Below are 12,762 nucleotides of genomic sequence, written 5' to 3'. Positions count from 1 at the left end.
TTCAGGATGTTGAGTGTTCAGGAGGCGGAAGGGGGACATCGCTCAGCGTGAGCGACAGGCAATACCCTAAGAATTTCATCCGCTACGGCGGCCGCGTGATCGGCTACCTGCGGCAACCCCATCAGCTCACCAAAGCGGGCGCGCGCCGCCGGGCCCACGACAAACAGACGTGCGTTGGGCTGGCCGTACCGGTTGAGGGTGCGCGAGTGGTGATCCACATCAATGCCGAAGCCGAGCGCATCGGCGCGGATCAGGCCCTGCTCGCTGAGCGATTGCAGCAGCGGCTGGCTGGTCGTCAGCGCTTCATGTCCCGGTCCGGTCGTGACAATCAGTTTATCCAGCACATGGTTTTGCCGGGTGCCATCGCGCTGACGCAGGGTGATTTCCAGCTGCTGCGGATGAGCGTGAATCGCCACGAGGCGAGCGGCCAGTACCTGCAAGCTACCCTGCTGCTGTCGCCGGGCGATGACGGCGGCGACCTGTGGGGCAATGCGATAGCGATGCACATCCCACCATGAACGCAGATGACGCGCAAAGCGTCGCTGTTCAGGCAGCGGGAGTGACTGCCAGATGGCTTGTCCCTGCACACGCACCTCATCAAGCACACGCTGCCACGGCAGCTGCTGCGCGGCAGCGCGAGCGACTTCATCACGAATATGCCGCAGCCAGCGGCGCGCGCTGGGCTGAGATTGCGCGCCCAGTGTCCACTCCGGCCATTCGCCGCTGAGATTGGCGCGTGACAGTTGTCCGCGCCGTGAGAACGCCAGCAGCGGCCCCTGATGGTCACGCGTCGCCAGCGAAGCCACCACGTCAGCCATGCTCAGGCCGGTGCCGACAATCGCCACTGATGCGTCAGGCTCAACGCTATCCAGCACGCCTGGCTGCCACGGGTTGGCAATCAGCGCCGGATGGTCGGCAAACGGCTGTAGCATACGTGGCAGCGACGGCGGTGGATGGCTGATCGCCAGCGCCAGGATGTCGCCAGTCAGGGTTTCACCGTTACTCAACAGCAGTTGTTGCCCTTCCCATGCCAGCGCACGCGCCTGAACGTGACGCAGAGTGACATGCGGATGCGCCTCAGCGGCGGTATCAAACTGCCGCGCCAGATAGCGGCCAAACAGCGCGCGCTGCGGATACACCGCGCCATCGGCGCAGTGTGCTGCTGAATCCAGTGAACATTCCGGTTGCTGACGATACCAGCGATCAAAGGCGCCCTGCTCTTCTCCGCTGAGCTGCATACGCGCAGCCGGCACGTTGATGCGGTGTGCCGGTTCCGGCGTGGAATAGGCAACACCGGCGCCGAGGCTGGCGCGCGGTTCGACCACTGTAATCAGTAGCGGCGCGAGCGACGTGCGGGCGAGGTGAATCGCCATCGCTGTGCCGCTGAAGCCCCCGCCGACAATAATGATGTGCGCTGTTGCCATCGCCTTCTCCTGCATCAGCTGGCGCTCGTCTGTTTCGCCGATGGGCGCTTATCGCCGCCGATGGTTTCACCAAACGGGCCAGTGTTAATGGTACGGGCGCGCTGCTGCTGACCGTGAGCCAGCGGTAACAGCGGCAGCAGCAATTCAGCCACGCGATGTGCCTCTTCCAGATGCGGATAGCCCGATAGAATGAAGTTAGTCACGCCGAGCGCCTGGTATTCCCGGATGCGTTCAGCGACCTGCTGCGGGCTGCCCACCAGTGCCGTGCCGGCACCGCCGCGCACCAGTCCGACGCCTGCCCACAGATTCGGCGCAATGTAGAGATTATCGCGCGAACCGTTGTGCAGCGCACTCATGCGCGCCTGACCGGCGGAATCCATGCGGGCAAAAATCTTCTGCGCCTGAGCGATAGTGTCGTCATCCAGATGGGCAATCAGTTTATCCGCCGCCGCTCGGGCTTCTTCTTCGGTTTCACGCACAATCACATGCAGGCGGATACCGTATTCGAGTTTCCGGCCGCGTGACTCAGCGCGCTCACGCACGACCGCCAGTTTTTCTGCTACCTGCGCCGGTGGCTCGCCCCAGGTGAGATAGGTGTCAATCTGCTGCGCCGCCACGTCGATCGCTGCCTCCGATGAGCCACCAAAGTAGAGCGGTGGACCGTTTTCCTGCACCGGTGGAAACAGCACCTCAGCGCCTTCAACCTGAATATGCTCGCCCTGATAATCCACTTTTTCGCCGCGCATCAGCTGGCTATACACATCCAGAAACTCGCGAGTCACTTCATAACGTTCACTGTGGTTGAGGAAGATGCCGTCGCCTTTGTTCTCCACCGGATCGCCGCCGGTGACCACGTTAATCAGCAGACGGCCTTCCGACAGACGATCCAGCGTGGTGGCCATGCGCGCTGCCAGCGTGGGTGGCTGCAATCCCGGACGGACGGCGACCAGATAGCGCAGCCGGCGCGTCATGGGTGCCAGCGCGGAAGCCACCAGCCAGGAATCCTCACAGCTTTTCCCTGTCGGAATGAGGACGCCGTAAAAGCCCAGATTGTCGGCGGCCAGCGCGACCTGCTGTAAATAGGCTAAATCAACCGGGCGTCCGCCTTCTGTGGTACCCAGGTAACGGCCATCGCCGTGCGTCGGCAGGAACCAGAAGACATTTATGCTCTCGTGCGCAGAATCGGCCATTATGCTTATCCTATATAACTTTATGAGAAAACGTTCATTCATTACTTTCTATTTGGTTATATAGGCGTAAGCGAAAAGCATGCCAGGTTTTATCGAAACAGAGATTGTGCATTTTCAGTCAGTTAGGTCATCAGAGCGCGTAATATCTGTTGCAATTGCAACGCAACGCCAACAGCATTTGCTGCATATGCAACTGCTTATGCTTTTTTCCTGCTGTTCATTGCCACTTGCCGGGTTTAGCGTGATGGCAGACCTTTACAGGAGCCATCTCATGCTGACACCTTACAATCAACCGGATTCACCTCGCCTGGTCGACCCGGCATCGCTGGCTTTCCAGTCGCTGCTGGATAAATTCGCCCCCACCGACGCCACGGTGCTGATTGTGGGCGAAACCGGCACCGGCAAAGAGGTGGTCGCGCGGTATCTGCATCACCACAGTCCACGCCGGCATGCCCCGTTTCTGGCCGTCAACTGCGGCGCCCTGACAGAAAGCCTGGCAGAAGCTGAATTGTTTGGACATGAGAAAGGTGCCTTCACCGGCGCGACTCAGGCGCACCCTGGCTGGTTTGAAGCGGCGCAGGGCGGCACGCTGCTGCTGGATGAGATCGGTGAACTGAGCCTGCCGCTGCAGGTTAAACTGCTGCGCGTCCTTCAGGAGCGTGAAATTACGCGCGTCGGTTCACGCAAGGCCATCAAAATAGACGTGCGGGTTATCGCCGCAACCCATGTCGATCTGGCCCAGGCAATTCGCGAACGGCGTTTTCGTGAAGATCTGTTTTATCGCCTGAATATCGCCGTTGTTCCCCTGCCACCGCTGCGCCAGCGTCGCGAGGACATCCCGCTGCTGGCCCAGCATTTCCTCTCCCTTTACGCACGCCGACTTGGCCGTCCGGCGCGTCGCCTTTCTTCTGACGCGCTGGAAGCGCTGCGCGACTACAGCTGGCCCGGCAATATTCGTGAGCTGGAGAATACGCTGCACAATGCGGTGCTGCTCAGTCGCGATGAGACATTGACACCGACGCAGCTGCGGCTGGCAGGTTACAGTGAACGTGGATACAGCGAAACAGACGATTCGACGCTGGATAGTTTTCTGCGCCAGCAGATTACACACGAACCGCAACAGCTGTTTGATCGGGTGATTCAGAGTCTGATCAGTAACGCACTGGAAATAGCGAACAACAATCAGACGCAGGCCGCCACGCTGCTGGGCATTAGCCGACACACGCTGCGCACGCATCTTGCACAGATGGGCATTATTAAAGGGCGGCGTAAGTCTGCCGTCATGACCTTCGCGCACGCCAGCGGGGCCGCGCGCCCTGAACGCGAGTTGCGCATCGGCTTTCAGAAATTTGGCAATCTTGGCGTGTTGAAAGCGCGCCAGACGCTGGAACAGTGCTTCAACCAGCAGGGTATCAGCGTGGTGTGGAGTGAATTCCCTGCCGGTCCGCAACTGTTGTATGCGCTGCAGAATAATGAGATTGATTTTGGCACCACCGGTGAAGTGCCACCTATCTTCGCTCAGGCCAGCGGTAACGCTGTGACTTATATCGCCTGGGAGCCACCGGCACCGGGCAGCGTCGGTATTGTGGTGCCACGCGACAGTACTATCCACAGCCTGGCAGATTTGCGGGGTAAGCGTATCTCGGTCAATAAAGGATCGAATGTTCACTGGCTGCTGTTGCAGCTGCTGGAAGAAGCCGGCATCGGTCTGGATGAAATTAAAGTGGTGTACACGCCGCCGAAATATCCGCTCACAGCCAGCGATTATCTGGCCGTCGATGCCTGGATGATGTGGGATCCGCTGCTGAGTGCCGCAGAAAGTAACGCCGATTTGCGCGTACTGGAGAAGGGCGAAGGCCGGGTGCGCAACCACCAGTTTTATCTGGCGCGCCATGATTATGTGCAGCAGCATGACGATATCGTGCAGCAGCTGGTAACGAGCCTGCAGCAAACCGGGACCTTTATCGATAATCATCGCCATGAAGCCGCCACTATGCTGGCGCAGGAACTGGGGCTGGAGTTCGCAGCCGTGGAACGCGCTTTATCCCGTCGCAGCCACCAGACCCGGGCCATGGTTTTCCACGTCATCAAAGAACAACAAACTATCGCTGACCGCTTTTATGCGCTCGGTTTGATTCATAAACCGGTGCGCGTGCGCGATGCCGTGTGGCAGTCGCCCAGCCAGACGGTGCTTATGGCATAGCGGCTACAGTAAAAGTTATCCACGTTTTCTGTGGATAACACATTGAATATCGTCTGGCTAAATCCCGTTTTTTCTCACAGCAGCATGAGGATTTACTGTGAAATTCGGGCGATTTCAGCCTGAAATCCTGCAGATAAAAACTCTTTTTTCAAACAGTTAGAGGTGAAATCGCCATGGCGAACGTCGCCTGATTCCGGCAAATCTCGTTAAGGATTCTCCCTGCTCGTTTCACTGTTGCTTTCGCATCCAGCAAAGCTTGCCATCATCAAAGCTTCAAACGGCGATGGCGCGGTTTCACCGTATTGCATTGCTGAGCTGGCGATTTCAGCCTGAAATTCCGGCTAAGGTTGATTTGATTTCATGCACTTAGCGCTGAAATCACGCTGGCGAAGGGGGAAATCAGGTGGGTGAGGTAACAATCTGTAGCGGCACGGTACAGGATGTACGGGATTGTGCTGCTACAGATTGCTTATCATCAGAGGTGAAGCGCTATTACTGATTGAGATACTTATTCAGCGTCTCGGTGATAACGCGATCCAGCTCTTCCTGTAACTCTCTGGACTGACGGTTAAACTCGTAGCTAAACATGCGTCCGCGCGTTTTTTTGCGGGCGTAACGGTCTTTATCCGCGAAGGTCCACAGCGGTGTCGCCACCACTTTATCTTTAGCCGGCGCCTGCACCAACGTCTGGCTGCCGTTACGGACCAGCCGCAGGATGCCATTCTTGACTTCATCTTCTGCCAGGCCTTCACGCGCACAGACGCTGTCCACATCCATACCGATGGTTTCAATCAGAGCGTCTACCGTCTGACCGGTTTCCTGCAGTTTTTCGTAGGCCTGCAACAGCGTTTTATAGTCAGGATAGGTCAACTCTGAATGGTTGGGGAACAGGGTGACCAGCTCCAGCGGCACACTGGCAGCCTGCAGCGCGCGGGTCACTTTTGCCTGTGACAGCCCTTCACTCTGCGCAATCTCTTTTTGCGACAGGCCGCTGTCTTTCAGTGACAGCAAACGCATGCCGACTTCACGCAGATTATGCTCACGCGCGGTCTGGATATCCTGCGCCAGACGACGGGCTTCTTCGGCAGAGATGGCAACGTCGGTAACCAGCACATCCAGCCCGGTTTTACAGTGCAGCGCGCCCGCCCGACGACGCGAACCATCGAGGATTTCAATCCGATCGCCACGCTTCACGCCGATGGCCGGGAAGAACTGCTGCAGTTTAATGGTACGGATGATATCGCGCAGTGACTCTGGCGTGAGACCGGACTGGTCACGGCCGTTGGTTTCCATCACTACGTACGTACGTTCTTCTATCTCTTTAGCCGTGATGTGTTCCAGGGTGAACAGGGCGCGTTTACCGGTGGAAAGGATAAACGTCTGGGAGTGGCCATCCTCGCTGGGTTCATTTTGTAACGGGCTCTGGCTGAAGGTGCGGCCAATAGTGATTCTTTTTGCGCTCATAATAACCTCAGTTCAGGCGGATAAATTCAATACGATCAAAGACGGCTTTGGCAAAGTCTTCTGCCGCCGAACGCGCGTTTTTCAGGGCTTCGCTGCTGCCGACATAGGTAGATGGGTTAGCGGAGATAACCGTATCGAACGATTCACCGCAGCGTTCAAAGCCATCCAGCCGAGGTAGCGCCGCATCCAGCATATCGCCGCCAAATATCTCTTTCGCCAGGCTGTGGCACATCTTGTGGTCCGCTTTATTGGACAGCTTGGACATAAAGCCAATGTTGCCCTGCAACCGGCAGGTGGCTCCCGACTCTTCGATGATGTCGATAAGCTCGGGCAGGCGCGTCAGATACTTCAGCGTGGAGTGGAAATCAACCTGTGCCGGCGGCACCGGCGTCATCAGCAAATCGGAAGCGGCAATGGCGTTTTTCAGGAAGGCATCCAGATGTGGGCCGCTGTCAATAAAGATGAAGTCGTAATCTTTTTTCAGCTTAGCCACCACGTTTTCATACAGCACCGCATGCACGTTTTGCTGCGGCAGATGCTCTGCACACAGCTCTTCCCAGCGTGAAGCAATGAAAGCGTCATCGATTGAGGCGGGCAGTACGTCAACGCCAGGAATAATCGACGGCACAATAAATTCGCTTTTCAGCTCTTCGCGGCTGACGTTTTGCAGCATCGCCTGAGCTGCGGTGGCTTCAACCAAACCGACCGAACGTTCATGATTCAGGAACATGGTGGCCGAAGACTGCGGATCGAGATCGATAACCAGGATGCGTAAATCTTCGAACAGCAGGTGCGGATGCGCGCGCAGCGCGTGCGCCAGCGATACTGTTGAAACGGTTTTAGACACGCCGCCTTTCAGGTTACCGACAAAAAGCGTAAACGCTTCAGTATGGCGATCGCGGTATTTCGGGACGCCGCGATGATGGTAGATGTCGATAATATTTTGGATCGACATCGCGTACTTGGTGGAACTGCCGGCCGCACGCTTATCAAACGGATAGCCGTTTTCTTCCATCTCGTTAACCGCGTAATCGACACTGGCGCGCGTTAGCTTGGGCAACTTGGCTAACGCCGCTTTGGCATAAACCTGGTAAAAAGTATTCTCGTGCAACTCTTCTTTTTGCGCCTGAATCTGCTCCGTCAGGCTCATCAGCATTCTTTCTGAGCGTTGAGCGACTTTCAGAACTTGCTTCTCATCGTTAGCCATACTTGCTCCACACATGTAGGATTTATGACTTTATACCGAAATCCTGCACATGAGGCAAATCTATCTCATCTGTTCATCATCAGCTCGCGTTACAAAAAGGCCTTTTGCGTGAGGGGCTTAATGCAGAGATTCACTGCATTCAGTAAGTCGCATTGTCTGATTGATAATCAACTGGTGAAAATGTGATCGGCGTTACGTCTGCGAAAGCGCGACATTCACTGTAATCAGTGGTCGTGTCCTGCAGGTAAATGGAAAGGTTGCGCTCACAGTTTGCGCATAGTAATCCTCAGGTCGCGCTGCTGGTGTTCACTGTAATCAGCAATTCGACGTTGTTAATGATCACTGTTCACTGTATTCAGCGTAACATTCACTGTAATCAGCAGCGTTGAACAAGGATTCACTGTAATCAGTAAACCTATGGGTCAGCCAGACAACGCGTCAGAGCAGGGCAGGGAAGGGAAGGAGCGGTTGAAAGATTCACTGTAGTCAGTAAACGCATGAGTTTTGCAGCGCAACACGACTAACGTTCACTGTAGTCAGTAGTCGTTCTCCTGGTTAACGTTGCGTAGCTTAACGTCGCCGTGGCGGATTAGGGCTTTGCAGCCATCCGTTCTGTCGGACAAACCGTTAGCGCAGAGCATTGCTATAGTTTGCGGTATGGCACTACAAAGCAATGCGTATAGCAGCAGTGGTATCAGTGGTCATGAGTGGCCGCAACGCGGTAAACGCCTGCCAGCCAACGGTCAGCAGCCCGCATAAGATTCACTGTAATCAGTAAGCCTGCACCTCGTCACACCTGCCATTCACTGTAGTCAGTAAACCACGTCCCCCTTTTCGTCAATGTTTACTGTAATCAGTAATGTGATCGCTGTCAGGTAATGGTAATAACAACATCCGGCTGTTCACTGAGCAACATTCACTGTAATCAGTACTAAAAACGACCTGGTTGCACAGTGATTGAGCTGCCCGGCAAAGCATTCACTGTAATCAGCAAAGACGCGATTCGCTTCTGCGCGGGTAATCATAATCGAAGGTTCAGGGCAGGGAAGGGCGATGGATTAAAACATTCACTGCAATCAGTAACCGATACCGCTCTATACCATCTGGTAAAGCCGGATCATCACAGGCTCGTTCACTGTAATCAGCACCCACCGGCTGCGCTTCATGACCTATGGTGTTCACTGTAGTCAGCATTCGTCATCCAAAGATCACTCCGTCATCCTTTGCACTGCAGGCGGAGAAGCACTCTTGATGTTCACTGTAATCAGCAGTTGCATTGGTGTAAGCGCAGCCAAAGAACAGGGCCGCCGGCGTTCACTACAATCAGTAAATCATGGCCGGCATTCACTGTAATCAGTGGGCGTGACCAACCCTGTCACTTTTACTGGTTGTTTTCACAGCATAATTACTGATTACAGTGGGCACTTACCCGTTTAACTATTATTAATATTATTAATCATGAACTTAGGTAACAGCGTTCACTATAATCAGCTCTGTTAGGCCATCTGATATTCACTATAGTCAGCAAGACCACCTGGCAGACAGAACATTCACTGTAAACAGCCAGCCGCGGCTCTGGCGGGGATTTAAAGACGATTTATACCCACCTGGTAAGTACCCACTATCGTTACAGGCGGCATATACTGCGAAAACGGGTAGCGTAGCGATACAGGGCGCAAAGCGAGAGCGTCAGCCTTTACTGATTGCAGTGAACGTTACCGATTACAGTGAACAACAGCGGCTGTGCTGATTACAGTGAACGGGGGAGAATGCTGCCGTGTCACTTTTGCAGCTCAGTGACACGGCGGGCGGAGGGCTTACTGATTACAGTGAATGGGGGAAATCAGTCTTCAAAATCGAGGTCTTCCAGCGAATCGATACTTTCGAGATTGCTGATTCCATCGAGTTTCGGCGTGCGACTGTGGATGATGAAAAACACCGAACGGCCGCGTTTCACTTCGGAATAGTCGAGGTAGCCGATCTCTTTCAGTTGCTCCATGGCGCGCCGCACCACATGGTTTTGCGTGGTGGTTTTTGAGCCGAGATTAAGACGCATGCGTAAGCGCGCCAGGGAGATAGGCGCCGGATTAGTGGGCAGGCTTTCCAGGTAGGTATACAGCGCCTGCGCCGACTCCTTACGCTTGAGGCGCGAGATAGCACGCAGCTGCAGCAGCACCTTGTGGTCGAAGTTATACAGCTCAAACAGCTTAGGATCGGCCTGAATACGCACCAGATCTTTCTCACGATCGTAGTAAGCCGACTGTACCAGGTGCGTGTGGTAGGCCTTACCATTCCCCTCAAACGACAGGGTATTGGTCGCGATGCGTCGCAGCGAGGCGTCAAGACGCTTACGCAGTGCTGCGGACGAGTTGGCTGAAGGAATACCGCACATCTTAACGAAGTCGATAAACGGCAGCGTGACGGTGTCGCCCTTCGATGGATAACGCGAGAAAGACTGAATGATGCCGGCCCAGGTTTTGAAATCATTATCCATATCCAGCCGTGCGCCGGTGATGGTAATCTTTTCATAGCCTTCCGCTTTCACCAGCGACAGGTTCTTGAGTTCTTTGGTGGCATCAGTTGAAGCCATGGCGCCGGATTTGCCGCGAGCCGTCGACTTCAGGGTAGGAACAAACAGACCCAGGCGCATCAACGCGACCGGTTGTACGGTGTTATTTTTATTGGGATGAAGCTGAATAACTTCACCGCTGTTTTTTGTCACCGACAGAAAAGGTTCAAGTAACGCCTTGTTTTCACTCTCTTTATCTGCCATAGCCTGAGATCTTCATTCTGTGGATGAAAAGGATCGGTATCTGATTACAGTGAACATTAACACTGTTTATAGTGAACATTCTACTGTCTATAGTGAATAAAGTACTGACTATAGTGGACACTTTACTGATTATAGTGAACACGATCACCTTCTCAGCCCTTGTCTGGTGCGGCCTGCCGCGATCGGGGATCTCTTAGGATCTCTTTTAGATCTCTTTATGATCTTTCTTTAAGATCTAATCACTGTATAAGTGAATAACCCGTTGAGACGACTCACGCTGATAAGCGTAACCTGCAGAAAATTCGCTTACGTCGACGAATCCTCATGTGACGCTAGAAACTGAAAATCTTCAGGCCAGTTCACTCCCTCAATTCATTCCAGGTGAACAACTTGCTCTCATCTATTCATTTTTCATCACCTGATAGCTGGCGTAAGGTAGATCCCAATCTGATCAACCCGATTATCTGACGAAGGCATCTTATGACTGAGCACGTTATTTCACGTAATCCCACCAGCGGCGAAATCATTGGTACGTATCCACTGCAAAATGCCGCTGAACTGGAAACAGCTTTACAGCAGAGCGCCAGCGCCTTTGCGCAGTGGCGTAACACAGAGATGGCACAGCGCGTAAAGGTGCTGCGTCAGCTGGGTGAACAGCTGCGCCAGCGTCAGGATCAACTGGCCACGCTCGCTACGCTGGAAATGGGTAAGCCGATTGCCCAGGCGCGCGCCGAAGTCCTGAAATGCGCCAGCCTGTGTGACTGGTACGCTGAACACGGACCGGCGATGCTGGCGGATCAGCCCACGCTGGTGGAAAACCAGCAGGCATGGCAATCCTTCCGTCCACTCGGTGTGATCCTGGCGGTGATGCCATGGAATTTTCCTTACTGGCAGGTGCTGCGCGGCGCGGTCAGCATGCTGCTGGCTGGCAACACCTACCTGCTGAAGCACGCTCCGAGCGTCATGGGCTGCGCTTACCTGATGGAAGAGCTATTTGCCGCAACCGATCTGCCGCGCCGCGCATTTAACGTGATCAACGTGGATAACGACGGTGTTTCTGCCGCTATCAACGATCCACGCGTTGCGGCCATCGCGGTTACCGGCAGCGTGCGCGCAGGTGGCGCAATCGCGGCACAGGCCGGTGCGGTATTGAAAAAAACCGTGCTGGAACTGGGCGGCGCCGATCCTTTTATCGTGCTGGCCGATGCCGATCTGGATGCAGCTGTGGCCTCAGCGGTCGCAGGACGCTACCAGAACAGCGGACAGGTGTGTATGGCGGCCAAGCGCTTCATCATTGAAGAAAGCATCGCAGACGCGTTTGAGGCGCGTTTCAGCGCAGCCGTGCAGGCGCTGAAAGTCGGCGATCCATTGCTGGAAGAGACCTATATCGGTCCAATGGCACGCTACGACCTGCGCGATGAACTGGATCATCAGGTGCAGGAAACACTGCAGCAGGGTGCTCGTCTGGTACTGGGCGGCTACAAGATCGACGGAGTTGGCAACTATTATGCGCCGACCATCCTCGCGGACATCACGCCAGCGATGACGGCCTTTCGCCAGGAGATCTTTGGACCGGTTGCGGCGATCAGCGTGGCTCGCGATGCGCAACATGCGCTGCAGCTGGCAAATGACAGCGAGTTTGGCTTGAGCGCCACCGTGTGGAGCGGTAATGAAGCGCTGGCCCAGCAACTGGCGGAGCAACTGGAAACCGGCGCGGTGTTTATCAACGGCAACGGTGCCTCGGATCCGCGCGTCGCTATCGGTGGCGTGAAGAAAAGCGGCTATGGCCGCGAACTCTCCAGCTTCGGTGTTCACGAGTTCTGTAACATCCAGACGGTGTGGAAAAACCGTCGCTAACCACACCGGGGCGCGCGATACTGTGCGCCCCGATTTCCGGAAGCCATCTTTTATGCAGACGCCAGGCATTCTCATCCTTGCTGCCGGTCTTGGCAGCCGTTTTCGTCAGGCCGGCGGTACCGGGCACAAACTGCTGGCACCGTATCCTGATGATAATGGCGTGCCTCAGCCGCTGCTGAAGCTGACGCTGCAGCAGGCGCAGCGCAGCGGTTTGCCGCTTCTGCTTGTGCACCGACCGGACGATCATCCCCTTCAGCAGCTGGCACAGCAGTGCGGTGTGGCGAGCTGCTCTATTGCCAGCGCCGGCAGCGGTGAAAGCATTGCCGCTGGCGTGCGGGCCACCGCGCACTGGCATGGCTGGCTGATACTGCCGGGCGATATGGCATGGGTGAGGGCGGAGGATCATCAGCGTGTGGCACAGGCGCTGCGCCAGGGCGCGCGACAGGTGCGGCTCAGCTGGCAAAACCAGCCGGGCCACCCGGTGGGTTTTGCCGCGCACTATGGCGCGGCGCTCGCTCAACTGCAGGGCGACAGCGGTGCCCGCGCGCTGCTTGACCCGGCTATTCTCATCACTCTGCCGGCCCATCAGGGCACGATCCGCGACGCGGATCTGCCGCGATCCGATGCAAGCCGCTGACCTGCAG

Annotated in this window: 8 protein-coding genes; 3 read left to right on the top strand and 5 right to left on the bottom strand. The window is 55.7% G+C overall.

Annotated elements, in window-relative coordinates; translation table 11 throughout:
* Positions 1 to 17: 17 nt before the first annotated feature.
* Positions 18 to 1,424, bottom strand: a complete 1,407-nt coding sequence (locus tag F3J41_RS08225; protein WP_166710617.1) for an FAD/NAD(P)-binding protein — start codon at positions 1,422 to 1,424, stop codon at positions 18 to 20.
* Positions 1,425 to 1,438: 14 nt separating this feature from the next.
* Positions 1,439 to 2,614 (bottom strand): FMNH2-dependent alkanesulfonate monooxygenase, encoded by a 1,176-nt coding sequence (gene ssuD / locus F3J41_RS08220; protein WP_166710615.1) that lies wholly within the window; start codon positions 2,612 to 2,614, stop codon positions 1,439 to 1,441.
* A gap of 271 nt (positions 2,615 to 2,885) precedes the next feature.
* Here ssuD and F3J41_RS08215 point away from each other — a divergent pair, with 271 nt between their 5' ends.
* Complete coding sequence (locus tag F3J41_RS08215; protein WP_166710613.1) at positions 2,886 to 4,817, top strand: sigma-54-dependent Fis family transcriptional regulator; 1,932 nt, start codon at positions 2,886 to 2,888, stop codon at positions 4,815 to 4,817.
* Between the two features lie 492 nt (positions 4,818 to 5,309).
* Here F3J41_RS08215 and F3J41_RS08210 read toward each other — a convergent pair whose 3' ends face one another.
* The 3 genes from F3J41_RS08210 to F3J41_RS08200 form a co-directional block, all read right to left on the bottom strand.
* Positions 5,310 to 6,281 (bottom strand): ParB family protein, encoded by a 972-nt coding sequence (locus F3J41_RS08210; RefSeq protein ID WP_166710611.1) that lies wholly within the window; start codon positions 6,279 to 6,281, stop codon positions 5,310 to 5,312.
* Between the two features lie 7 nt (positions 6,282 to 6,288).
* Positions 6,289 to 7,488, bottom strand: a complete 1,200-nt coding sequence (locus F3J41_RS08205) for an AAA family ATPase (protein WP_166710609.1) — start codon at positions 7,486 to 7,488, stop codon at positions 6,289 to 6,291.
* A gap of 1,843 nt (positions 7,489 to 9,331) precedes the next feature.
* The gene (locus tag F3J41_RS08200; protein ID WP_021508802.1) at positions 9,332 to 10,261 is read right to left on the bottom strand and encodes a RepB family plasmid replication initiator protein; all 930 of its coding nucleotides are present in this window, start codon (positions 10,259 to 10,261) and stop codon (positions 9,332 to 9,334) included.
* A gap of 480 nt (positions 10,262 to 10,741) precedes the next feature.
* Here F3J41_RS08200 and F3J41_RS08195 point away from each other — a divergent pair, with 480 nt between their 5' ends.
* Positions 10,742 to 12,118 carry an aldehyde dehydrogenase family protein gene (locus tag F3J41_RS08195; RefSeq protein ID WP_166710607.1) on the top strand — a complete coding sequence of 459 codons (1,377 nt, stop codon included), beginning with the start codon at positions 10,742 to 10,744 and terminating at the stop codon, positions 12,116 to 12,118.
* A gap of 52 nt (positions 12,119 to 12,170) precedes the next feature.
* Complete coding sequence (locus tag F3J41_RS08190) at positions 12,171 to 12,755, top strand: NTP transferase domain-containing protein (RefSeq protein WP_166710605.1); 585 nt, start codon at positions 12,171 to 12,173, stop codon at positions 12,753 to 12,755.
* Positions 12,756 to 12,762 lie beyond the last annotated feature (7 nt).

Source organism: Pantoea sp. Ap-870 (assembly GCF_011752515.1).
Lineage (GTDB): Bacteria > Pseudomonadota > Gammaproteobacteria > Enterobacterales > Enterobacteriaceae > Pantoea > Pantoea dispersa.
This window is presented reverse-complemented; position numbering and strand designations above follow the sequence as displayed.

Bases quoted from the DNA above. Each gene is read 5' to 3' on its own strand.
- F3J41_RS08225 (WP_166710617.1), bottom strand. From the start codon at position 1,424: ATGGCAACAGCGCACATCATTATTGTCGGCGGGGGCTTCAGCGGCACA.
- ssuD (WP_166710615.1), bottom strand. From the start codon at position 2,614: ATGGCCGATTCTGCGCACGAGAGCATAAATGTCTTCTGGTTCCTGCCG.
- F3J41_RS08215 (WP_166710613.1), top strand. From the start codon at position 2,886: ATGCTGACACCTTACAATCAACCGGATTCACCTCGCCTGGTCGACCCG.
- F3J41_RS08210 (WP_166710611.1), bottom strand. From the start codon at position 6,281: ATGAGCGCAAAAAGAATCACTATTGGCCGCACCTTCAGCCAGAGCCCG.
- F3J41_RS08205 (WP_166710609.1), bottom strand. From the start codon at position 7,488: ATGGCTAACGATGAGAAGCAAGTTCTGAAAGTCGCTCAACGCTCAGAA.
- F3J41_RS08200 (WP_021508802.1), bottom strand. From the start codon at position 10,261: ATGGCAGATAAAGAGAGTGAAAACAAGGCGTTACTTGAACCTTTTCTG.
- F3J41_RS08195 (WP_166710607.1), top strand. From the start codon at position 10,742: ATGACTGAGCACGTTATTTCACGTAATCCCACCAGCGGCGAAATCATT.
- F3J41_RS08190 (WP_166710605.1), top strand. From the start codon at position 12,171: ATGCAGACGCCAGGCATTCTCATCCTTGCTGCCGGTCTTGGCAGCCGT.